This window comes from Rhizobium sp. SVR5-9E, from assembly GCF_056755095.1.
The window spans coordinates 1-295 of record NZ_JBNDHS010000338.1 but is presented as its reverse complement, the minus strand read 5'-3'; the positions used below and the strand labels follow the sequence as shown (position 1 = coordinate 295).

Genomic DNA, 295 nt, shown 5'->3' with positions numbered 1-295 from the left:
TTCCAATAACTGATCCCTGCTGCAGTATTGTCATATCCCCTTCCTAAAAAAGCCCCTCCAGTAGCCGCGGTATTCCATGACTTTGAAATAGGACCGCCTACTGATATGCCTTTAGAGTAAATATTTACACTTCCTCCACTTCCTGCAAAAGTAGCTGTTATTACATTGGGCTGATCCTTTACCCAAAGAGCAGAACCATTGATATTATCACCATAAGCCCAGCAAGCAGCCGCTCCGGCAGAATTACCGAAGGCAAACGCGCCACTTGTAGATTGTGCGCCCCAGCCCATAAACA

Annotated in this window: 1 protein-coding gene; it reads right to left on the bottom strand. The window is 46.4% G+C overall.

Annotation, left to right across the window (positions count from 1 at the left end):
• On the bottom strand, positions 1 to 295 hold a 295-nt coding region (locus ACPYOJ_RS35080), incomplete at both ends, for a hypothetical protein (protein ID WP_481420340.1).